Below are 20,823 nucleotides of genomic sequence, written 5' to 3'. Positions count from 1 at the left end.
GATGGCTGTCCGGCGGGGCTCCGGACGGACAACAAATGGTGAAGACGCGGTCGATGGAGGCGTTGAGCTCAGCCCAGCTACGGCTTGACGTAAACGCTCACATACTGGCCCGCATAGTCTTCGCGCCAGCCCCGTCTTTCCACCAGGAACTGGCGCAGCTGCTTGTGATCCTTCACCCAGAGCACCGCATCGATCCGATATTTGTCGATGATGGTGTCCCAGGCCGTCTCGTCGATGTCTTCTCGAACCAGCTTGAAATAGTCATGCAGCAGATCGTCGGGATAGGCCGTCGCCGCCCGACCGTCGACGAACAGGGGCACCGCGCCGCGGGTGTAATAGATCAAGAGCCCGCCAGCGTTCCAGTGGTTCAGGAGCCGCGCATGAGGCAGGTGCGCCTTGAGATGGTCGGCATCCTGTTCCGACACCATTTGCGGAAGTTCGAGCTCCGGCGCCACATGCAGGAAGATCATCGGCAGCGCGAGCGCCCCGGTCAGGCCTGCAATCAGCAGTGATTTCTGAATCTCGCGCGCCGGCGGGCTTCCCGGCAGGAACTGATCGATGTGGAGGGCCAGCGGGAGTGCAGAAAACAGGAAGAAGAAGGACATGTACCTGAATTGATAGAAGCCCAGCAGGAGGAAGAGCCAGGCGAGCAGTCTCGACTGCAAGGGAATGGGAGACTGCCGTCCGCGACACACCTCGAGCGCTACAAAGGCCGCCATGTAGATCATGCCGGGGATGCTTCCGGGCATTTCAACATTGTGGGAGTAGGGCAGCCATTCGCCGATGTTGGCCTGCACGAAGTGGCCCATCGTCGCCGTCACGCCGTCATAGATGCGCCAGCCCAGCGGATTGACGAGCACTGCGGCCGCGCAGCCTAGTCCCGCAAGGCCATATCGTTTGCAGCGCGGCCAATCCTGCTGAAGCAGAGCGGTGCCGCAGAACACGCCGATGACGAGGAATCCGATCAGGAAGCCGCCGTGCAAATTCACCCAAAGCACCATCATCGCGGGCAGCAACAGCAACGATTTGGTTCCCGCGAGGCACGCCCTGTAGAAGACCACGCAGAACAGCATCGTCGCGACGTTGGGCGAAGCGGCGAGATAGATGTTGGGGGCCGCCTCATAAGCGGGATAGAGCAGGCCCGCAGCGAAGACGGCGATGCAAACGGAGATCGCCGAAGCTCCGCGGCTCAGACAGGCGGATGCAAGACATCCGACGATCATTCCGCCGCACGCCACCACGAGCAGAACGAGACCCGTCAGGCCGGTCGATTGCACCAGCCGACTGGCGATCACGTCCCAAAGCCAGGAGAGATTGAACCACTGCTTGTCGCCGAGGGTGAACGACCAGGGGTCCTGGAAGGGAATGGCCGCGTGCGCTCGGATCAAGTCGCCGGCGGCGAGGTGCCATCCCAGGTCATAATGACCAAGCAGGAGCGATGCATTGGATAGGTAAAAGGCACAGGCAAAGGTGATCAGGAACGCATAGGTTCCGAAGGTTGACCTGGACTGGACGGTGCCGGAGCTGCCGTCTTGCCTGGAGGTGCTCCAGCTCGCGCGCGCATCCATCTCGGTCCCTTACGGTGGAAACGGACGGTCAAAGGTCCGCGATGCTTTTGGGCCTGCTCGTCCGGAAGCAGACTTGCTACGCTGTAGAGTGCAATAATCTAAGGTTGTGTAAATCGAAGCTGTGACAACGCGGTTCCACGACGGAAAGAAAGGTCGTTGGTTCATGATTTCCGCTGTGCCCCCCAGGTCGGCAACGGTCGATTCACCATAGGAGCAGGACCGCACCCCGGTGAGATGAATCCGCAATTGATCCCGGCCATTGTGCCCGGAGGGGCGCCACCCGGAGCGTCGGCGCAAACAGGCCATCAAGGCAAGCATCAAAGTGTCCGATATCACCAGTCCCGCACGATGGATGCGGTCATCCGAGAAGACCGCATGGCGGAAGACCTGGCTTGCCTGTCTCGTCGGCCTGGTCGCGTTCCTGGTGTTCGCCAATCTCGCCGGCGACGCTGCGCTGGATGTCAAATACGGCTGGGATATTCGCGTCAATTGCGCCGCGGTCGATGCGCATGTCGACGGGCTGGATCCGTACTACGTCAAGAATCTGAAGGGCACCAAGCTGTCCTATCCCTACCTGCCGCTGACGCTGGACGTTTTCCGTCCGCTCTGCGCGGGCGGCTTCTTCGTCGGTCACTACAGGAGCCTGTTTCTTGCGCTTGCCGCGCTCTGCGCGTTGCTCTTGCCAGGTCTTGGCCGGACGCGTCTGAGTGCACGCGATGTTGCACTGAGGGGGCTCTGCGCGCTCGGCGCATTCATCGGTTACGAATGGGTGCAAGCGACGGGAAATTTCGCGATTCTGAGCGGCCTGCTTACGGCGATCGCGTTGCAGCTTTTGCTTCGTCCCTCTGCTCGTGGAGCGACGCAGGATCCGAGCTATCGCCTGCGGCTCGCCGGCGCGGCGTTGCTCGGTCTCGTGACGTCGTTCAAGCTGGTGTTCTTGCCCGTGTTGGCCGCGCTCTATTTCCTGCCGCTGCGGCGTGGTCCGAAGCTTGCGTTGATCGCGGTGGCCGCTTTCGGTTTCGCATTGCCGATCCTCATCTCGCGGCTGCTGTACCCCGACCTGTTCGCGAGCTGGCAGCTTGCAATGGCGGGACAGATTCCCGACCAGCACGTGGTCGATCTCTTCGAGATCAATCCATCGTTGTTGCTGCTTGCGCGGGACCTCATGGATCATGCCGGCCTTGGCGGCAGCAAGACAGCGGCATTCGCGGTCTACGCGCTGTTTGCATCCGCTCTCGTGCTCGTGCCCTTCGTCGTGTCCGTCCTGCGCCTGGTCGACGGCCAACCGGCGCGGGAAGGCGGATCGCTGCTGGCGCGACTGGATCGCGGGCTGATCGATCATCCCCGCACGGCCATGCGTATCACTGTGCTGGCGATGTTTGCGCTTTATCTCAGCTCGCCGCGCCTGAAGGAATATGCCTATTTCGAGCTCGCGCTTTACGCTGCGATACTCGTCGTCGATCTTCCGGCCCTGGCACTCGCCGCATTTGTCGTCGTCGGCCTCGCCTTTCCGGCAGTGATCTCGCTCTTGGGAATGGCATTCGAGGGCAGCTTCATCCTCCTCATCATTGCCCTCCTTGGCTACTGGATCCTGTTGCTGGATTTCCGCGCCGACCCGAAGCGCCTCGAGACGGAAGGCGCGCAATCGTGACGAATCGCTGGTGCGGGCAGCCGGGGTCGAACCGGCACAGCGCTTGCGCACCGAGGGATTTTAAGTCCCTTGCGTCTACCAATTCCGCCATGCCCGCTTGATCCAACGAGATCAAACACTTAAGTCCCATCCGGCGATCTGGAATCGAGGCGTTGCGCCGGAGGCGTGTCTTCCTTAAGCGAGCCGGCGGCACAAGGCAAAGCCTCAATCCGGACATCTGGCCCTGCTTTAGGCATTCTCAATTCACGGGGACTATTTTTCTGCCCATGCCTGTTTCGCATTCCTTGTCCCTGCGCCTCGGTTGCGCGGCTGCCGCGCTGGTCGTGGCGGGCTTCGCACTGTCCGGCTGTGCCGGCGTGAGCGAGACGATCGCTCCGGCCTTTGCCGATCCCGCCAGATACGAATTGTACGACTGCAAGCAGCTCGAGGCGGAGCGAAAGTCGCTCGCCAACCGCACCGTGGAATTGCAGAAGCTGATGGACAAGGCCGAGACCGGCACCGGCGGCGCCGTGGTGTCCGAGCTCGCCTATCGCAACGACTACGTCGCGGTGCGCGGTTCGGCGCAAATGGCCGAGGACGCCTGGCGCCGCAACAGGTGCCGGGAGACGCCGCCTGACGCAACGCCTGCTGCCGCGACCCCGCAGCGGCCGGACATCAAGCCCGCTCCGAAACGCTAGGGCGCCAGCCGTAGATCCAGTCCTGCCGGGCCAGCATGCGGTCTGGGCCAAGCGCTCGGATCGCAAGATCGCGCGCGATCGCGAACGGGCCGCCCAGATGATAGATGCGGCCCTGCTGCCGCGCGGTGCGCTGCACCTTCCTGACACGCGCCTGACGCGCCTGACCAAACCGCTTCAGCGCCGCCGTGACGCCGGCCGCATCCTGCGCGTCCTCGAGGCTCAGATGCCGGGCCAGCACCGCGGCATCCTCGATCGCCATGCCCGCACCTTGGGCGGCGAACGGCAGCATCGCATGCACGGCGTCGCCCAGCAGCGCGACCGGGCCCTTGCTCCACGGGCAGCCCTCGGGCACGCCGAACAGCGCCCATTTGCGCCAGCTGTCGACGGCGGCCAGCATCATTCGCGCGGTCGGCGGCCAGCGCGGTGCGGCGAATGCCTCCATCACCTCCAAGGGATCGCCTGCCGCGCTCCAGCCCGGCCTGTTCCAGGTCCCCGGCAGCACCGCCACCACGTTGAGCTGGCGGCCGCCCGCGATCGGATAGGCGACGAGATGGGCGTTCGAGCCCATCCAGAGCTGCACCCGCCGCGCCGTAAACTCCTTCGGCAGCTGAGTGGCATCGAGCGTGCCGCGCCAGGCGATCAGCCCGGAGAAGCGCGGCTGCACCTCGGGAAAGAGATGCTGGCGGAGCGTGGACCAGATGCCATCGGCGCCGATCAGCGCGCTGGCGAGATCGCTGCGGCGGATGGTCCCGCTGCGATGGACCACCGTCAGTCCCTTGGCGTGGGGCGCGACATCTTCGAATGTGGCCCCTAATTTCAAATCGATATCGGGATGGTCTGCGACCGCGCCTGACAGCGCCGATTGCAGGTCGGCCCGATGCATCACCCAATAGGGAGCGCCGGCGCGCGCCGAGGCGGCCTCGCCGAGCGGCATCCGCAGCACTTCGCCGCCGGTGCGCGCACTCATGATCGAGACCGCTTCCGGGACGACCGCACGCAGCTTCAGCCGCTCCGTCAGGCCGAGTTCGACCAGCACGCGGCTGGCATTGGGGGAGAGTTGCAGGCCGGCGCCGATGTCCTCGAGCCGCTCGGCCTTTTCCAGCACGACGATGCGGAAACCGCGCTGCGCCAGTGCGAGCGCAGCCGTCAGTCCTCCGATACCGGCACCGGCAATGACGATCGTTCGCGGGAGGGCCACCCCTGACCGAAGCGAACGGTCAGGCCACCTTGTCCTTCAAGACGCATTCGGGGGGGCGGGCTTCGCCCGCCTTCAGGTCGGCGGCGAAGCGGTACAGCGTCGAGCAGTACGGGCAGATGATCTCGTTGTCGTTGCCGAGGTCCAGGAACACATGCGGATGATCGAACGGAGGATTGGCGCCGACGCACATGAACTCTTGCGAGCCGATCTCGATGACGGGGACACCGGCATCGTTATGGAAGTGCGGGACGACATGGTCGGACATCGTAGTTCATCCTGGAGTGGCAATGGCGGCAGACACAATCAGCGGTGACGCGGCATATTATTGACGCCGCGGACCATACTGATGGGTGCAGGTGATTGCTAGCCCGGCGGAACCGAAAGGTTCGCAATTGCCCCATGCTCATTTGCTCATGCAAATTCGACACAATCTTGTCGCCTCAGAGAAGCCCTTCTTTCGTCGGGGACGTTGTGTCGCAATTTTGGCATACCATGTCTGTGGACACGCGAAATCGTGACGAAAGACCACCATCGGGCGCAAAGATCCCGCGCAAGTGATCCAGCGAATGTCCAGGGCTTTCAGCATGAAGTGGCTGCGAATCAGCTCAGCATTGACGGGCATTGCTGCATGCAGCCTTGTACTCGCCCAGGTAGTGCCGCATGCCCGGCAGGCCGGCGCTGTTCTCGCCGCCCAGGATGATCCGGCGGCCCTGTCCGAACTCAAGCTCGATGCGGCCCTCGCAAACAACGACCGCCTGGTTCAGGACAATATCGAGGCGGCGCTTCACGCCGGTGACGCCGATCTCGCCGACAGCTTTGTCGCGCTCGCACGGGATCGCAACATCGCGCTGCCCGACGATCTTCTGAGCCGGGTCGCCGATGCCGTCAAAGTGGAAAATTCCTCCGCGCATTTCGCCAGGCGCTTTGCCACCGGGCTCGTCACCGGCAATGCCGACGACGTCGCGAGCCTGTCCGGGACGGTGGCCGGCGATCTCTTCGTGATCGGCGATATCAGGGACGTCGTGCGCGAGGGCAAGCATCTCGCCATGGGCGAGGACACCGACCGCCTGGTGCTTGGCCTCGCCACCGCAGGCCTCGCGGTGACAGCCGTGACCTACGTGTCGGCCGGCGGCGCGGCGCCTGTGCGCGCCGGGCTGACGCTGGTGAAGGATGCCCGCAAGGTCGGACGGCTCGGCGAAGGTCTCGCCGCATGGGCCGGCCGCTCCGCGCGCGAGGTGGTCGACGCGCCGATGCTGCAGAACGCGGTCGCCTCCGGTTCGGTGCTGCGGCCGGGAGAGACCATGAGCGCGATCAAGGCCGCGTTCCGCGTCGAGAAAGCCGGCGCGCTGGTCCGGCTCGGCAAGGATGTCACGCGTGTTGCCGAGAAATCAGGTGCGCGCGGCGCAATGGATACGCTGCGGATCGCCGAAGGGCCGAAGGATGTTTCGCGCGCGGCGCGGCTTGCGGAAGCGCAAGGCAGCAAGACGCGCGCGATCATGAAAGTGCTCGGCCGCGGTGCGCTGCTGCTCGTCGGCGGGGCGTTCGATCTCACGCTGTGGCTGTTCGGCGCTGCCCTGACGCTGTTCGGCCTGCTGTCCTCGATCAAGGCGACCGCCGAGCGCCTGACCCAGGCCTGGTGCGATCGCAGGCGGGCGCGGCGGCTCCGCCGGGCCCAGGCTGCGGCCGAGGCCGCTCTGGCCAGTGCGGCCGCAACGGCCTAAGATCAACTCTTCCTCCCAACAATCCGGAACTGCTGATGCCGAGCTTTCACAACGGCGCCGTTGAAATTGCCTATCTCGACGAAGGCGAGGGCGATCCGATCATCCTGGTGCACGGCTTTGCCTCGAGCAAGAACGTGAACTGGGTCTATCCGACCTGGGTCTCGGAGCTGCGCAAGAACGGCCGCCGCGTCATTGCACTGGATAATCGTGGCCATGGCGAGAGCGCAAAGCTTTACGATCCCGCGCAATACTCGATTCCCACCATGGCCGGCGACGTGCTGGCGTTGATGGATCATCTCGCCATCCCGCAGGCCGACATCATGGGCTATTCGATGGGCGGGCGGATGACGGCCTGGCTCGGCCTCAACGAGCCGCAGCGGCTGCGCTCGGCGATTCTCGGCGGCATCGGCATCGGCGGCCTGATCGAGGGCACGGGGCCCGGCGAGAACGTCGCGAAGGCGCTGGAGGCGCCCTCGCTCGGCGACGTCGGCGATCCGGTCGGCCGCACCTTTCGTGCGTTTGCAGACCAAACCCGTTCCGACCGGCGTGCGCTCGCCGCCTGCCTGCGCGGCACGCGCGAGCTCATGACCAGGCAAGAGGCCGCGCGGATCGACGTGCCGGTGCTGATCGCGGTCGGCTCGACCGACGATGTTGCGGGTTCGGCCAGCGCGCTTGGCGCGATCATCCCCGGGTCGGAAGTGCTCGATATACCGGGCCGCGATCACATGCGGGCCGTCGGCGACAAGGTCTACAAATCAGGCGTGCTCGACTTTCTCTCACGCCGCGGCTGATTCGTCGTCCGCTGGTTCACCGCCGATCGATCGAAACAGCGCCATCAGCACCACGAAGGTCGCCACCCACACCATCCGTGCGCCATAGCGGTCGTGCGGGCCCGAGATCACGCCGCAGATGAAGGCATTGCCCAGCAGCGCGAGCGTCACGGACGCCGCGAGCAGCGACAGGTCGTCGAGCCTGCGATGGGCGAGCGCATGTCCGAGCAGCGCGAGCAGTCCCAGCATCGAGACCAGCGCGACCGGGACGTGCAGCCAGTTGACGTAGTCGAAATTGAGGCCCCAATGCTGCTGGCGTGCCGCGCGCATCGGCGCGACCTGCCCCGGGATGTAGCGTTCGATGATGCCATAGGTGTGCGGGATCCAGACGCTGGCGCCTTCGCCGGTCGCCACGTGGAGCAATTGCTGGCCCATCGCCCGCAGCGCCGCGCCGGCCTGCCAGACCGGATAATCGGCGAGCGATCGCACGACGATGGTGCCCATCTCGTCATTGAGCCCGTCGAAGCGGCCGAGCGTGTTGAACATGCTGTTGCCCCACAGGAATTCGTCGGCCGTCGCCGGCAATTCATTGCGATAGGGACAAAGCTTGAAGTCTTCGCGCGCGCAATGGTCATCGAGGAAACGCGCCACGATGCCGTCCTGCATCATGCGGCCGAAGGCGACGCCGTAGCCGCCGGGTGTCCAGGCCCATTTCCCCGACAGAGCGTGGTTGGCCGACAGCAGCATCAGGCTGCCGGCTATGATGGTCATGCTCGCGTAGGCCAGCCCGGCGATCGGGACGCGACGTCCGAGCAACGGCCGCGCCATCCAGCCGGCCACGCAGAGCCCGAGCAGCACGCCGAGCGTGGCGCTGTGGGTTGCGGCGGCAAAGGCGGTGAAGACGAACAGCGAGATCTTTTCGAGCACCGATGTCCGCGGTCCGCCGATGACGAGCAGGAACAGCGACAGGATCGAAAGGCCCGCGAAGATGTCGGTGAGCAGCATGCTGGCGAGCCAGGGCAGGGCCGTCGACAGGATCAGTAACAAGCTGATCGCGACGAAGCGGAACGTCTGCATCATCGAGAGCACGCGCAGCGTCAGCTGCAGCAGCCACAGCGTCGCCAGCGACTGCACCGCGAGGTTGATCCAGAACCCGAAATTCTCGCCATAATGCAGATAAAGGCCGAAGACCGTGGAGCGGCTGGGAACGAGATAACCCTCGTACCAGCGCGCCAGATAGCCGCCGGTATCCCACTGCAGCAGCGGATAGCCATTCCAGAACGCCGGTGCGATCATGAGGAGGGGCAGAGCCACCGCCGCCAACCGCAGCCAAAGGGTACCCGCGGCGCGCGCGCGCAATTGATCGGTGGTGATGCTCAAGATTGCTCCGTCCTCGTGCCGACCATGCCCGCAATAGTGGTTGAGGCGAAATTCACCAATAGTTTGACGCCGCCCGGCTTGAATTTGGCGAAACTCTGACCACTTTGAGCCGACCTCGCCGCTCGGGGGCGTTCTGGGAAACCTTTGTGTTTCAAAGCGTTGGCATGCTTCTGCGGGGCAAGGTGCTGTTCACTCTCAGGCAAGCCCGTCAGGACTTTGTCGTCTAGACTATGCTATAGAGCCAGCCAAACGAGCCAATTCGAAAGAGCAGATTCCATGGCAGTGCATCAGGTCAATCCGGGAGGAAAGCTCGCGACGCTCGATCCGATCTGGGATCGGATCCGCGGCGAGGCCGAGGACATCGTCCACCGCGAGCCCGAGCTTGCGACCTTCATCTACTCGACCGTGCTGCATCACAGCCGCCTGGAAGATTCGGTGGTCCATCGGGTCGCCGACCGGCTCGATCACTCCGCGCTGTCGGGCGATCTGGTGCGGCAGACCTTCGACGAAGCCTTGCGCGACGATCCCGATTTGGGCAACGCCTTCCGCGCCGATCTCGTCGCCGTTTACGACCGTGATCCCGCCACCTCGCGCTTCATCGATCCCTTGCTCTATTTCAAGGGCTTTCACGCGCTCCAGACCCATCGCCTGGCGCACTGGCTCTACCTGAAGGGCCGCAAGGATTTCGCGTATTACCTGCAGAGCCGCGCGTCGGCGGTGTTCCAGACCGACATCAATCCGGCCGCGCGCATCGGCCGCGGCGTCTTCCTCGACCACGCCACCGGCTTCGTCTGCGGCGAGACCGCTGTGATCGAGGACGACGTCTCGATCCTGCATGGCGTCACGCTCGGCGGCACCGGCAAGGAGAACGAGGATCGCCATCCCAAGATTCGTCATGGCGTGTTGATCGGCGCCGGCGCAAAGATCCTCGGCAACATCGAGATCGGCCATTGCGCGCGCATCGCGGCCGGCTCGGTCGTGGTGAAGCCGGTGCCGCACAACGTCACGGTCGCCGGCGTGCCGGCCAAGATCGTCGGCGAGGCCGGCTGTGCCGAGCCGTCGCGCACCATGGACCAGATGATCAACGCGATGGGTCTTTGAATTCGTGAGCTCGAGGGCCGGATTCTCCGGCCTTTTCGTCCCCCAAATTCTTTGGCAATTCATGCTGGCGGTTCGTCGCGTCTCGTCCTAAAACCCGCCGACCAATTTTGATCGGAGACTTGCCGTGGACGTCAAAGAAGTCAGAAAGTTAGATGCGTATTTGAAGCGCGTATTCGGCAATCCCAAGATCCGCGTCGTGCCCCGGCCGAAGAAGGACGATTCCGCCGAAGTCTATATCGGCGAGGAGTTCATCGGCGTGTTGTTCGTCGACGACGAGGACGATGATCGCTCGTTCCAGTTTCAGATGGCGATCCTGGAAGACGATCTGGTCGATCAGGAATAGGTCGGCCGGTGACGTGACGCGGAACTCCGCAGTCATCATTTGGTGATTGACGCGGCGGTGTAATCGGTCGCCGCCTGTCCCATATTCCCTTCATGAAATCTGTGCTGATCTCCGGGGCGGGGATCGCGGGGCCGACATTGGCCTATTGGCTGCAGCGTACCGGCTACGTGCCGACGCTGGTCGAGCGTGCGCCCGCGCTTCGTCGCGGCGGCTACGTCATCGACTTCTGGGGACTGGGTTACGACATTGCAGAGCGCATGGGGCTGCTGCCGGCGATCAATCGCGCCGGCTATCACGTGCGCGAGATGCGCATCATCGACGATGACGGCGGGCGCATTGCCGGCTTCGGCACACGCGTATTCGACGAACTCACGGGTGGACGTTACGTCACGCTGGCGCGAAGCGATCTGTCGCGCTTGCTGTACGAGGCATCTGCCGATTCCATCGAGGTCCTCTTCGGCGACGAGATCGTCGCGCTCGAGGAGCGGGCCGACGAGGTCAGGGTTCGCCTGCGGCGTGGTGGAGAGCGCCACTTCGATCTCGTGGTCGGCGCCGACGGTCTACATTCACAGGTACGGCGTCTTGCCTTCGGGCCGCAACAGGCTTTCGAACGGCATCTCGGCTACGGTGTCGCCGCATTCGAGACCGACGGTTACGACAGGCGCGACGAGAACACGTACCTCATGTACGCCAAGCCGGGCCGCATGATCGGGCGCTTTACCCTGCGTGATGACCGAACGCTGTTCGTTTGCATTTTCACCGGTGACACCGATCGATGGCCCGCCACGGTTGCCGAGCAGAAGGCGAAGCTGCGTGACGTCTATCGCGCCGCGCGATGGGAGTGGCCGGCGATCGCCGGCGAACTGGATCGTGCGAACGAGTTGTATTTCGATCGTGTCAGCCAGATCGAGATGGACCGCTGGTCGCGAGGGCGCGTTGCCCTGATTGGCGATGCGGCCTTCTGCGTGTCGCTGGTCGCGGGGCAGGGCTCGGCGCTCGCCGTGATCTCCGCCTACGTGCTTGCCGGTGAGCTCGCACGCGCTGGCGGCAGCTACTGCGAAGCATTCAGCGCCTACGAGACGCGATTGCGGAGCTATATCTCCAGGAAGCAGCGCGGAGCGAAGCGCTTTGCCGCTGCCTTCGCGCCGAGGACGTCGCGCGGCCTGTGGTTTCGAAACCAGGTCGTCAGGGCGTTCTCGTTGCCCGGTGCGGCCAGACTTGTAGTTGGCCGCGACATCGCGGACAGGCTGGATCTGCCGGACTATCGCTGGGAGGAGCGCGACGAGGGAGCGACTGAACTGCGCGGGGGCCGGGGGATCGTGCGATGATGCCATCGTGCCCCTGTTTTGCCCGACGGGTCAAGTCATAATTCGGTAAATACGAACCGTCGCCGGCCCCGGCTACTGTGCATGGGGTTGTTTTCGACTTTTTGTTATCGAGGCCGCGCTTACGCCTTCGGCCCGCGCAACTGCGCGGTCAGCTTGTCCATGGCGTCCGCGACGTCGCGCCATTGCGACAGCCAGCTGCGCGGAAAGCGGAAGGTGAGGTCGGCGCCGTCGACGCGGCGCTCCGACAGGCACATCCCGGGTGTGGCTGCATCGCGCGTGCAGCGCGCAGTCAGCGCGGGGCTGGTGGCGGAATAGAGATCCTCGCTGCCATAGGGCGTGTCGCTGCGGAACGGGCGCATCGTCAATCCATCGGCAGGTGTCGTCACGGACTGGTCGAGATAGTGCGGATAGATGGTCGCGGTGCGTTGCTCGGGCGAAAGCGCATCGTGATGTGCCGCGATCGAGAGGAAGATGCGGTCGATCGGCTGCATGGCCGTGTTGACGGTATCGGCGGTCACATGCGTCGGGCCGCTCGGTGCGTCGAGCGAGGGATAGAGGAAATCGAGATCGATGCGCTCCTGCGGTCCGGAGTGCCGCTGGATCTTCATCCGGATCGCGGAGATCGGCAGGTTGAACAGCGTCCCGCCGACGCTGACGGGCAGCTTGTCCGGAGCATCAACGCCGCCCGGGCTCCAGGTCGGCCACAGCAGATAGGCGACCAGCGCGACCGCACCCGCCGCGAACACGCCCGTGAGCGCGAGCGGGACGAAATGCGCCCGCGGGCGCGTTCTTGCGCTTGCCTTGGGCGAGCGAGGGGAGGTTGCCGAAAACACCGTCATGACGTCACGCAAATGGGCCGGGTCGGCCGCTGGCCGACGAATCACCGGCGAATATGGCACGTGACGGCGATTTCGCGGAACGTTCCGATCCTGCCGGGAACAAGGCGGCTCTGCGTCGGGCGGGGGCGCCGTTAACCTTCGCTTAAGGATAATGTAGCGTTAACCGGCACGATTTGTCACAGGAAGGCTCCTCGCGTTGCGTATGGGCGGACTGTTCCGATGACACCTGAAGCTCTCAACACCTTGTTCGCGATCTGCATCGGCTTCGCGCTCGCGGGCGCGCTCGCCAATGGATACCAGGCGATGTCGCAGCGGCCCGCAGGTTTCGGGCTGTTGCAGGAGGGCGTCGCCCCCCGGACATTTGCAGCGGTGCCGTTCCTGGTGTTTGCCGCGCCCTTCATCATCATGCGCAACACGCTGCGCGGCATGCGGCTGGAAAGCCGCCGCTTCGAATTCGTGATGATGGCGACCGTCATTGCCGGCTTCTGGAGCATGATGAGCGGCACCTTCTTCCTGATGACGCTGCGCGCCACCGGCGTCCTGGGCTGACGTTTGCAGGGGTGCCGGCTGCGGCGACCTTTGCCTCCGCGCCGTCGTTTCGCTATGGCTGGGTTTGACGCGACAGGAGACCTCCATGGCGATCTACGAGCTCGACGGGCAGGCGCCCGATCTTCCCTCTGACGGCGATTATTTCATCGCGGAAACTGCGACCGTGATCGGCCGCGTGCGCTTGAAGCCGGGTGCGAGCGTCTGGTTCGGTGCGGTGCTGCGTGGCGACAATGAGTGGATCGAGATCGGCGAGGGCGCCAATGTGCAGGACGGCTCGACCTGCCACACCGATCTCGGCTTTCCGCTGGTCGTCGGCAGGAACTGCACCGTCGGTCACAACGTCATCCTGCATGGCTGCACCATCGAGGAGGGCGCGCTGATCGGCATGGGCTCGATCGTGATGAACGGCGCGAAGATCGGCCGCAACAGCATCGTCGGCGCCGGCTCCGTGATCACCGAGGGCAAGGAATTTCCCGAACGTTCGCTGATCATCGGCTCGCCCGCGCGCGTGATCCGCACACTCGACGAGCCCCAGGTGCAGAAGATGGGAAGTGCGGCGAGGTTTTACGTCGCCAACGGCCCGCGCTTCAAAAAGGGCCTCAAGCGGATCGGCTGAGGCCATGCCCGGTGATCGGGCCGGGCCCGAGTTGGTGCGGCCAAGCAGTTCGCCGATGGTCCGGTGCGCCGTCACCGTGAACTCGCCGAGGCCGTGGACGAGAACCGCTCGCCGCGGGCTATCTGTTCATACTTGAGCTCGTCGCGCCGGCTTGAACGTCGTCGTGATGCTGGCCTCGGTGTTGGCCCGCCTGTCCGACATTGTGCACCGAGCGCGACCAGTTCAACGACAAGTACCAGGCCAAGAACTGGCGGCTCGCCGCCGCGATCAACAGCATGCCGCAGGGCCTGATCATGCTCGACGGCAAGGCCGCCGTGGTCGCAATGAACGCCAACAAGAGCGGATTGTTCAGCGGCGACGTCGCGAAATATGTCGCGGCGGTCCTCGACCGCATCGCCAAGCGCGAGATGTCACCGCGGCTGCCGACGCTCGCGCGGAAGTGAGCCGGCGCGCCTATCATCAAATCCGGAGTGACACTAGCTTGCACCTGTTTTGAAGTGTGGAGCGTGTCCACGCGGAGGGTGAGTTGATGTTACGCAAGATGATCATGGCCGCGCTGGCCGTCGCGGCAGTCGGCCTCGCAGCGCCCGAGGCGGCGCAGGCGCGGGCTGGTTTCGGTGGCGGCGGCCATTGGGGTGGTGGTGGCCATTGGGGCGGCGGCTGGGGTCACGGCGGCTGGGGCCACGGCTGGCATGGCGGCGGTTTCTGGCCCGGTGTCGCCCTTGGTGCCGGTATCGCGGGCGCCGGCTATTTTGGTGGCTATGGCTATGGCTACCCGTACTACGGCGACCCCTATTATTACGGCGCGGGATATGACGATGGCGGCTATGGCTCGCAGTGCTACCTCGTGCGGCAGCGGGTCATGACGCAGTGGGGCTGGCGCGTTCGCCGCGTTCAGGTATGTGAATAAAGCCGGCCGATTGAGGCAGCAGAATACGGAGCCAAAAAACAAGGCCGTTGACGCAGTATACCGTCAACGACCTTGCCAGCCCCGGATATTGAAATCGGCTCACGCCATCCGGTATGGGCCAGCATCGCCCGGAATCATACGGGCGAATGTGATCCATTTCACATCTGACAAAAATAAAGCCCGTAGCGAGGGATCCAATCAGCCGCTTGCGCGTTTGCGGGCGCTGGCATGGACACGGTGGCGCGCCGGTTTCCTCGGGGTAACTGCGGGCGCGTCAGCCTCGTTGGCGCGAACACTGGCAAAGGATTGCCGCAACCCGTCGATGGCGTCGTTCAGATTGGCCACCTGTTCTGACAGGCGCTTGGTGTCGGCCTGTTGCGAGGCGAGCAGCCGCTTCATGGTCAAAAGCTGGTCCTGAACGACCTGGAGCTGGTCGATCGATTCCTGTTGGGTCGCCTCCAGCCCCTTGGTCTTCTCGACGAGTTGCTCGGAGGCTTGCGCCGCCCGCACCTGGAGCTGCCGCGACGCGACCGCCCGGTCCGTTTCGGGGGCAGCGCCGGTATAAGCCCGCCAGATCGCGATCGAGGTGACCCCGGCGATCAGCAGCAGCAGCGCGGCAGCCGTCAACGCGATCGGCTGGGCGCCGAGGCGGACGAATGGATTGGACGGTGTGTCCTCTGCGAGATCGATCATCGCTGACAAAACCCAAATTGAAACTTGGCGAGTGGCGAAGAGCGGCAGCACGAGAAACAGGGCGGCCGGGACGTCCCGAAAGGGTTACCGTTCAGCAACAAATGGGACGAAAAGGTGGCCGTCGGTGGAAAAAAAGGCGATTGACCAGAGGGACGGCTCCTGCGACCGAGGTCACCGGCCGAAGAAGAAAACGTGGGGACCTGTTGCTCTACCAGGTCGCGCGCTCCATGACATCGGTGGCAAAGACGAGTAGGCCGACGAGGCCGGTGCCGGTCACCGGCGGTCTTCGCCTGACGGACCGTCGGCGGGGCCAGGCTAGGGCTGGAATGGCGCGAATGGACCGGCATAGGGCTTCGGCCTCGGCGCCGCGTACGGGCCGAGCCGCGAGGTCTTCAACCCAAGCCGCACCAGTCCCTCGGCCAGCGTCACCGCAGCCGCGACGCCGTCGACCACGGGCAGGCCGTGTGTGTCGGCGAGTTCGGCGGCAAGATCGGCCATGCCGGCACAGCCGAGCACGATTGCTTCAGCACGATCGTTTCGGATCGCGGCGGTGATCTCCGCGGAGATCTTTCCAAGGGCGTCTGAGTTGCGCTCTTCGAGCGCGAGCACAGGGACCTCGGCGGCGCGGACGCGGGCGCAACGCTCGGCGAGGCCGTACTTCCGCAGATTATGTTCGATCGGCACGATGGAGACACCGAGCGTCGTCACCACGGCAAAGCGTGCGGCGATCAGGCTTGCGATGTGGAAGCCCGCTTCGCCGATACCGATGACAGGCGCTTGTGCCGCCGCGCGCGCGGCATCGAGGCCGGTGTCGTCGAAGCAGGCGATGATGTGGGCATTCGCGCCGTCGCGGTCGGCCTCGCGGATGCAGCCGAGCATGCCCGGGACGGCGAAGGCCTCGTCGTAGAATCCCTCGATCGAGACCGGGCCCATCGCCGGCTGGCGCGCGTCGATCACGGTATCGGGCAGCGCGACCGCCCGTGCCGCTGCGGCGATCTTCGCCGTCATCGACGCGGTGGTGTTGGGATTGACGACGTGAAGCCGCATCGCGATCAGAGGAGTCCTTTGCCGGCGTCCGAGCCCTTGGCCGCCTGGCGCTTGTTGAGCATGTGGATCGTGCCGAGCGCGAGCGCGATCACAGCGAAGGAGACCGCGGAGATGATCGTGCCGAGCGCATAGATGTCCGGGTTCGTCACTGTCGTGGTGAGGCCCTGGAGATCGAGCGGCAATGTATTGACCGCACCGATCGCCTGGCTGGAGCGCGCGAGTTCGTCCCAGGACAGCGTGAAGCCGAACAGACCGATACCGATCACCGACGGCAGGATGATCGGCAGCACGACATGGCGGAACGTTTGCCACGGCGTCGCGCCGAGATCGCGTGCGGCCTCCTCGAGCCGGGGATCGAAGCGGTTGAAGATCGCGAACATGATCAGCAGGCCGAACGGCAGCGTCCAGGTCAGATGCGCACCGAGCCCGGAGGTCAGCAGGCCCATCGATGTCTCGAAATTCTCGTTCCAATGCGCCTTGATCAGATCGTCGATGATACGGAATTCAAGCGAGATCCCGAGCGAGGTGATGATCGAGGGCACGATCAGGCTCGCAATCGCCGAATAGAACAGAATGCTCTGCGCCCTGAACTTCCTGCGGAAGGCCATGCCGGCGGCAATCGACAGCACGACCGTGACAGCCATCACGATGACGCCAAGCAACAGCGAGCGGCGGAAGGACGCGCCGAGATCGATGATGCCGGTGCCCTGGAACAGCTTTGTCAGCCAATAGGTCGACACGCCGTTCATCGGGAAGGTGAGGCCACCTTGGGGCCCCTGGAACGACAACACGTAGATCGCAATCATCGGTCCATAAAGAAACAGCACGTAGGCTGCGAAGAAGATCGCGAGAATATAGAAGCTGCGGGGGCGCCCTTCCTTCATCGCCTAGAGCTCCTTCTTGATGTCGACGATGCGCGACATCATGGTGATGATCAGGAACGTGATGACGAGCAGGATCACGGCGTTGGCGGCTGCGGCCGGGAATTGCAGCGCGTTCACCCGCGTCTCGATGATCTTGCCGGCCGCCGCGATCTGCTGGCCGCCCATCACGCCGATGGTGATGAAGTCGCCCATCACGATGGTGATGACGAAGATCGAGCCGATCACGATTCCGGGCTTCGCCAGGGGAACGATGACGTTGACCAGCGTCTGGAAGCCGGTGGCGCCGGCGTCATAGGCCGCCTCGATCAGCGATTTGTCGATGCGGATCATCGAATTGAAGATCGGCACGACCATGAAGAAGGTGAAGAGGTGCACCAGCGCCAGCACCACCGAGAATTCGGAGAACAGCAGCCACTCCAGCGGCTGGTTGATCAGGCCCGTCTTCATCAGTCCGGAATTCACCAGCCCGTTGCGCCCAAGCAGCGGGATCCAGGCAATCATGCGGATCACGTTGGAGGTCCAGAACGGGATCGTACAGAGCAGCGAGAGTCCCATCTGCCAGGTCTTGGATTTGACGTGGAAGGCGAGGAAATAGGCGACCCAGAAGCCGATGAAGAGCGTGATGGCCCAGACCAGGAAGCACAGCTTCAGCGTCTTCACATAGGTTTTTGCGATGGTGCAGAGATCGGGGAGCTGCGCGATGCAGCCTTCGAACGTGTCGGTGTAGCCGCGGCCCGAGAGCGCCGGCAGCAATTGGTATTCGTTGTAGTCCCAGAACGAGACAATGACGACGAAGACGAGCGGGATCAGGAAGAAAGCGACAAACACCAGCATCATCGGCCCGGCCTGTAGCCAGGAGACGAAGGAGGGCGACAGGCGCGCGGATTTGGCCGCGCGCCTCGTGTCGGTCCCCCGGACAATGTCCGGGGGCGCCTGTTGCAGGATGTCCTCCGACGTATCCATCACGCGGCGATGAACTCGTTCCACTTGCGGACCATGTAGTCGTTCTCGTCCATCACGGCGTTCCAGCACGCCACCCCGCCCATGCGGTCCTCGTAGGAGCCGCCGTCGCGCACGGAACCTGCCTTCTCCAGCAGCGAGCCGTCGGGCGCCTTGATGTCCTTCTCGGCGGGCTTGCCCTCCATCCAGTAGGCCCACTCGTACGGCTCCATGTTGGCCTTTGCGGTCGAGAGCACGGCCGAGTAGTAGCCTTGGCGATTGAGATAGGCGCCGGCATAGCCTGACAAGAACCAGTTGACGAACTCGTAGGCCCAATCGAGCTTCGGACCGGACACGCCCTTGGAGACGCAGAAGCCCGATGCCCAGGAGCGGTAGCCTTCCTTGAGCGGCTGGAAGGTGCAGGCGATGCCCATCGAACGCACCTTCGTCACCGCCGGCGACCACATCGACTGGATCACGGTCTCACCCGAAGCCATCAGGTTGACGCTTTCGTTGAAGTCCTTCCAGAACGCGCGGAACTGTCCGGCCTTCTTCGCCTCGGTCATCACCTTCATGGTGAGATCGATCTCTTCCTTGGTCATGTTGCCCTTGTCGGCATATTTGTACTTGCCGGTGGCTTCCACGACCATCGCGGCATCCATAATGCCGATCGAGGGGATGTTGAGGATCGAGGCCTTGCCCTTGAACTCGGGGTTGAGCAGCTCAGCCCAGGAGTTGATCGGGCGCTTGATGAGGTCGGGACGGATGCCAAGCGTGTCGGCGTTGTACACGGTCGGGATCAGCGTGACGTACTCGGTCGGCGACGTCGCGAATTTCTTGGAATCCTTGCCCTCGAGATAGAGCACTTTCCACGGCGCGGTGCCCTGGCCGCCGATCTTCTTGCCGCCGGGCGTCTCGCCCTTGGTGAAGACAGGCGTGATGTTGTCGAATTCCTTGATCTTCTTGGCGTCGAGGGCAAGGATGTTGCCCGACGGAACGATCTTCTTCAGCGAGAAATATTCGGTGTCCAGCACGTCGAAGGAGTTCGGCTGGGTCATCACGCGCTTGGTGACGTCGTCGGTGGTCGCGGTGATGTAGTCGATCTTGATGCCGGTGTCCTTCAGGCACTGCTTGGAGATGTCGTCGCCCTCGTTCACGGCGGTGCCGAGATAGCGCAGCACCTTCGGCTCGGCCGACATTACGTAGGGGAAGCCGGTGATGGCGCCGGAGCCGGCGGCGAGGCCCGCGAGACCCGCGGTGCCCTTGAGCAGCGTGCGGCGGCTGACGCCCGATGTCTTGGTGGTCTTTGTCATTCCAGTCACTCCTCTGTGTTGCGCATTTTCTGTGATGACGGCGCTATTGCAGACGTTGCGCCTTGGCGGGATCCCAGGTGGCCAGCACGCGATCGCCCGGCCGGAACGGATGGACATCGAAGGTGGCTTCGGGAACGTGGGAGAACAGGGCGGTGCCGTCGTCGAGCGTGAGCGAGACGGCGACATAAGAGCCCTGGTACTCGGTCTGGGTCAGCAGCGCCGGCGCGCCGAACGCGCCGTCAGTGACCGGCTTGATGCCGAGCTGATCGGCGCGCACGGCGATGAGTTTTCCGGCGTCGCTGAGGACGTTGTGACCGCCGATGAAGCGCGCCACGAATTCGGTGCGGGGATGGTGGAAGATGTCGCGGGCCGTGCCCTGCTGCTCGATCTTGCCCTGATTCATCACCACGATGTGGTCGGCAAGCGCCATCGCCTCCTCCTGGCCGTGGGTGACCTGGATGAAGCTGATGCCGAGCTCGCGCTGCAGCCGTTTGAGTTCGCCGCGCATCTTGACGCGCAGGAATGGATCGAGCGCGGACAGCGGCTCGTCGAGGAGGAGGATCTGCGGCTCGGTGATCAGTGCACGCGCGAGTGCGACGCGCTGCTGCTGGCCGCCGGAGAGCTGGGCGGGCAGGCGACCCGCGTAGGGGCTCATCGCCACCAGTTCCAGAAGCTCGCCGGCGCGCTTGTGCCTGGTCGCGCGGTCGATGCCGCGCATTTTCAGGGCAAAAGCAACATTGTCGAGCACGCTCAGATGCGGAAACAGCGCGTAGGACTGGAACATCATCGCCGTGCCGCGGCTGGCGGGCGCCAAATCGGTCACGTTCTGCGGGCCCAGGATGATGTCGCCCTCGCTGACTGCCTCATGGCCGGCAATCATGCGCAGCGTCGAGGTTTTGCCGCAGCCGGACGGGCCGAGCAGGCAGCAATAGGTGCCGGCGGGGATCTTCAGATTGACATTGTCGACCGCCAGCGTGGTGTCATAGCGCTTGGTGACGGCAACCAGTTCGAGAGCGGCGGGAGTGGCCATGGCATGTCCGCGAGAGAGGCGATGTTCTGCCCCTCTCCGCAAGGTCCGTGCCAACAGCGCCAAAATTGCCAAATTGGAAAACTGTGCAGCGAAGTCAGGTCGTTAGATCGAACTTCGGCACATTTGTGCGACGCAGGGGGCGGGCGGGGTGTGCACACGAAATGGGCGAAGATTGTATAAAGTTTCGCCTGTGATTGGATACAACTCATCGTTTACGATCCGAGACTGACCATCTCCGATCGAGTCCTCAAACCCAGACTTCGAAC

22 protein-coding genes and 1 tRNA gene are annotated in these 20,823 nt (G+C 63.9%); 11 read left to right on the top strand and 12 right to left on the bottom strand.

Annotated elements, in window-relative coordinates; translation table 11 throughout:
- Positions 1-77: 77 nt before the first annotated feature.
- Positions 78-1,568, bottom strand: a complete 1,491-nt coding sequence (locus ACVIIW_RS31765) for a hypothetical protein (protein WP_456704305.1) — start codon at positions 1,566-1,568, stop codon at positions 78-80.
- A 352-nt stretch (positions 1,569-1,920) separates the two neighbouring features.
- Between ACVIIW_RS31765 and ACVIIW_RS31760 the strand changes: the two genes are divergently transcribed.
- The gene (locus tag ACVIIW_RS31760) at positions 1,921-3,219 is read left to right on the top strand and encodes a hypothetical protein (protein WP_456704304.1); all 1,299 of its coding nucleotides are present in this window, start codon (positions 1,921-1,923) and stop codon (positions 3,217-3,219) included.
- An 8-nt stretch (positions 3,220-3,227) separates the two neighbouring features.
- Here ACVIIW_RS31760 and ACVIIW_RS31755 read toward each other — a convergent pair.
- Positions 3,228-3,316: transfer RNA gene (locus ACVIIW_RS31755), tRNA-Leu, on the bottom strand.
- Positions 3,317-3,485: 169 nt separating this feature from the next.
- Between ACVIIW_RS31755 and ACVIIW_RS31750 the strand changes: the two genes are divergently transcribed.
- A complete protein-coding gene (locus ACVIIW_RS31750; protein ID WP_456704303.1) occupies positions 3,486-3,896 on the top strand; it encodes a twin-arginine translocation pathway signal in 411 nt (136 codons plus the stop codon).
- Here the strand turns inward: ACVIIW_RS31750 and ACVIIW_RS31745 are convergent.
- Positions 3,874-5,094 (bottom strand): FAD-dependent monooxygenase, encoded by a 1,221-nt coding sequence (locus tag ACVIIW_RS31745; RefSeq protein WP_456704302.1) that lies wholly within the window; start codon positions 5,092-5,094, stop codon positions 3,874-3,876. The two genes, ACVIIW_RS31750 and ACVIIW_RS31745, sit on opposite strands and share 23 nt — an antisense overlap.
- Before the next feature lie 19 nt (positions 5,095-5,113).
- A complete protein-coding gene (locus ACVIIW_RS31740; RefSeq protein WP_007602543.1) occupies positions 5,114-5,359 on the bottom strand; it encodes a zinc-finger domain-containing protein in 246 nt (81 codons plus the stop codon).
- A gap of 319 nt (positions 5,360-5,678) precedes the next feature.
- Between ACVIIW_RS31740 and ACVIIW_RS31735 the strand changes: the two genes are divergently transcribed.
- Entirely contained in the window at positions 5,679-6,815 is a 1,137-nt protein-coding gene (locus tag ACVIIW_RS31735) for a hypothetical protein (RefSeq protein WP_456704301.1), read from the top strand.
- 35 nt (positions 6,816-6,850) lie between these two features.
- Positions 6,851-7,606 carry an alpha/beta fold hydrolase gene (locus ACVIIW_RS31730; protein WP_456704300.1) on the top strand — a complete coding sequence of 252 codons (756 nt, stop codon included), beginning with the start codon at positions 6,851-6,853 and terminating at the stop codon, positions 7,604-7,606.
- Here the strand turns inward: ACVIIW_RS31730 and ACVIIW_RS31725 are convergent.
- Complete coding sequence (locus tag ACVIIW_RS31725; protein WP_456704299.1) at positions 7,592-8,965, bottom strand: hypothetical protein; 1,374 nt, start codon at positions 8,963-8,965, stop codon at positions 7,592-7,594. The two genes, ACVIIW_RS31730 and ACVIIW_RS31725, sit on opposite strands and share 15 nt — an antisense overlap.
- A gap of 276 nt (positions 8,966-9,241) precedes the next feature.
- Between ACVIIW_RS31725 and cysE the strand changes: the two genes are divergently transcribed.
- From cysE to ACVIIW_RS31710, 3 genes are all read left to right on the top strand, one after another.
- Positions 9,242-10,066: a serine O-acetyltransferase gene (cysE, locus tag ACVIIW_RS31720; RefSeq protein WP_456704298.1), complete on the top strand. Its 825-nt coding sequence runs from the start codon at positions 9,242-9,244 to the stop codon at positions 10,064-10,066.
- Between the two features lie 124 nt (positions 10,067-10,190).
- Positions 10,191-10,409: a DUF3126 family protein gene (locus ACVIIW_RS31715; RefSeq protein ID WP_007602550.1), complete on the top strand. Its 219-nt coding sequence runs from the start codon at positions 10,191-10,193 to the stop codon at positions 10,407-10,409.
- Between the two features lie 92 nt (positions 10,410-10,501).
- Positions 10,502-11,737 (top strand): FAD-binding domain, encoded by a 1,236-nt coding sequence (locus ACVIIW_RS31710; protein WP_456704297.1) that lies wholly within the window; start codon positions 10,502-10,504, stop codon positions 11,735-11,737.
- 119 nt (positions 11,738-11,856) lie between these two features.
- Here ACVIIW_RS31710 and ACVIIW_RS31705 read toward each other — a convergent pair whose 3' ends face one another.
- A complete protein-coding gene (locus ACVIIW_RS31705) occupies positions 11,857-12,576 on the bottom strand; it encodes a hypothetical protein (RefSeq protein WP_456704296.1) in 720 nt (239 codons plus the stop codon).
- A gap of 219 nt (positions 12,577-12,795) precedes the next feature.
- Here ACVIIW_RS31705 and ACVIIW_RS31700 point away from each other — a divergent pair, with 219 nt between their 5' ends.
- The 4 genes from ACVIIW_RS31700 (at position 12,796) to ACVIIW_RS31685 (ending at position 14,651) form a co-directional block, all read left to right on the top strand.
- Positions 12,796-13,125: a DUF6949 family protein gene (locus ACVIIW_RS31700; protein ID WP_092228601.1), complete on the top strand. Its 330-nt coding sequence runs from the start codon at positions 12,796-12,798 to the stop codon at positions 13,123-13,125.
- 85 nt (positions 13,126-13,210) lie between these two features.
- Positions 13,211-13,741, top strand: coding sequence for a gamma carbonic anhydrase family protein (locus ACVIIW_RS31695; protein WP_456704295.1), 531 nt, complete (start codon positions 13,211-13,213; stop codon positions 13,739-13,741).
- Positions 13,742-13,941: 200 nt separating this feature from the next.
- On the top strand, positions 13,942-14,184 hold the full coding sequence (locus ACVIIW_RS31690; protein ID WP_456704294.1) for a hypothetical protein: 243 nt from the start codon (positions 13,942-13,944) through the stop codon (positions 14,182-14,184).
- An 86-nt stretch (positions 14,185-14,270) separates the two neighbouring features.
- Complete coding sequence (locus ACVIIW_RS31685; protein ID WP_456704293.1) at positions 14,271-14,651, top strand: hypothetical protein; 381 nt, start codon at positions 14,271-14,273, stop codon at positions 14,649-14,651.
- A gap of 198 nt (positions 14,652-14,849) precedes the next feature.
- On the opposite strand, the gene ACVIIW_RS31680 is transcribed toward ACVIIW_RS31685, so the two are convergent.
- The 6 genes from ACVIIW_RS31680 to ACVIIW_RS31655 all read right to left on the bottom strand — a co-directional run bounded on the left by ACVIIW_RS31680 (position 14,850) and on the right by ACVIIW_RS31655 (position 20,557).
- Complete coding sequence (locus tag ACVIIW_RS31680; protein WP_456705321.1) at positions 14,850-15,344, bottom strand: hypothetical protein; 495 nt, start codon at positions 15,342-15,344, stop codon at positions 14,850-14,852.
- 315 nt (positions 15,345-15,659) lie between these two features.
- Positions 15,660-16,391, bottom strand: a complete 732-nt coding sequence (locus ACVIIW_RS31675) for an aspartate/glutamate racemase family protein (protein WP_456704292.1) — start codon at positions 16,389-16,391, stop codon at positions 15,660-15,662.
- Between the two features lie 5 nt (positions 16,392-16,396).
- Positions 16,397-17,275, bottom strand: a complete 879-nt coding sequence (locus ACVIIW_RS31670) for an ABC transporter permease (RefSeq protein WP_456704291.1) — start codon at positions 17,273-17,275, stop codon at positions 16,397-16,399.
- A 3-nt stretch (positions 17,276-17,278) separates the two neighbouring features.
- Positions 17,279-18,238: an ABC transporter permease gene (locus ACVIIW_RS31665; protein WP_456705320.1), complete on the bottom strand. Its 960-nt coding sequence runs from the start codon at positions 18,236-18,238 to the stop codon at positions 17,279-17,281.
- Positions 18,238-19,527 (bottom strand): ABC transporter substrate-binding protein, encoded by a 1,290-nt coding sequence (locus ACVIIW_RS31660; RefSeq protein WP_456704290.1) that lies wholly within the window; start codon positions 19,525-19,527, stop codon positions 18,238-18,240. Before ACVIIW_RS31660 ends, ACVIIW_RS31665 begins: the two co-directional genes overlap by 1 nt.
- A 43-nt stretch (positions 19,528-19,570) precedes the next feature.
- A complete protein-coding gene (locus ACVIIW_RS31655; protein ID WP_456704289.1) occupies positions 19,571-20,557 on the bottom strand; it encodes an ABC transporter ATP-binding protein in 987 nt (328 codons plus the stop codon).
- Positions 20,558-20,823 lie beyond the last annotated feature (266 nt).

The organism is Bradyrhizobium sp. USDA 4449 (assembly GCF_054056275.1).
This window is presented reverse-complemented; position numbering and strand designations above follow the sequence as displayed.